Raw genomic sequence first — 1,174 nt, forward strand, 5'->3', positions numbered from 1 at the left:
GTGGCCCCCCTACGCCTGCGGCCTTTGGATCCCCCTAGCTCCCCCGACCCCTCTGGCGGCAGTGGAACCGAGGCCGAGGATTCCCCCATTGCCTGTCCGGTAGTTTTTCAGCCCCAGTGTCTGGGGGAACGCGCCACCTACACCCTCTCCCACGGCTATCGGGTGGAGCTGACCTATGTGGAAGAAATTGCCCAAGAAGAGCCGCGCTTCCTGCCCGATTTGGTCTGGCGAATTGCCTTGCCCTGCAACAGCCTTCGCCAACGGGTGCGCAGCCTGCACTGGGTAGGTCTGCCGTTTGAAGTGGAAGAGCAATCCGGCCAACAGGTGGCGGTGTTTTCGCTGGGATCCCTGGGGGCCCATGAGGTGCGCTTGTTTGGCTGGCGGGCGGTGCTGGATCTCTACAGTATCAAGTACTGCATCGATCCGCTGGATGTAGAAGATGCCGTCGTGCCCCCAGACCTACGGGATCGCTACTTGGTGGACGATGACTACCTGGCCATGGACACCTCGATTGTCCGAGAGGCAGCGCGGCTGGCCGTTGGCAGCGAGACCAACTTGCTGCGCAAAATGCTCAATATCCGGGCCTATGTTTACGACAAGCTCTCCTACCGGGTCACCTCTCGCATTGATCCGCCGGATGAGGTTTTGCGGCGTGGCTCCGGTTCTTGTGGCGAATATGTGGGGGTGCTGTTGGCTTTGGCCCGCCTCAATGGGATCCCTTGCCGCACGGTGGGGCGCTACAAATGCCCACCTCACCCAGAACTGAAAGGGATCCCGCTGTTTCCCCAGTACAACCACGTGTGGATTGAGTTTTATCTGCCCGGCTGGGGTTGGGTGCCGATGGAGTCGAACCCCGACGATCGGGGGGAGCGCCCCTATTCGCAGCGCTACTTCATGGGCTTGCCCTGGACCCATGCCGAGATCGCCAAAGGGATCCCTTTCGAGACGATCAACACCGACCAAGCCTCAATTGGGGAGCTGGCCATTAACCATGTGCAGTTTCGCATCTTAGAAGAAATTTGAAAGGCGAATAGAGTGAGAAAACGGGCGTAAACTACCCGACCCTGACTGCTTCGCAGTACAGGGCGGGCTTTCGGTAGCTCTGCAGTTGGCAAGCCAACCACGAACCTCTAGGCTGGTTTACAGCAGCCCCCAAAAGCGCAATCACATTCGC

Annotated in this window: 1 protein-coding gene; it reads left to right on the plus strand. The window is 59.5% G+C overall.

The window, feature by feature from the left end:
• The coding region (locus tag NW837_RS14435; protein ID WP_414332276.1) for a transglutaminase-like domain-containing protein at positions 1-1,023 on the plus strand (1,023 nt) is incomplete at its 5' end.
• Positions 1,024-1,174: the final 151 nt, after the last annotated feature.

It is taken from the genome of Synechococcus sp. R6-10 (assembly GCF_047461815.1).
In the GTDB taxonomy this organism is placed as follows: domain Bacteria; phylum Cyanobacteriota; class Cyanobacteriia; order Thermostichales; family Thermostichaceae; genus Thermostichus.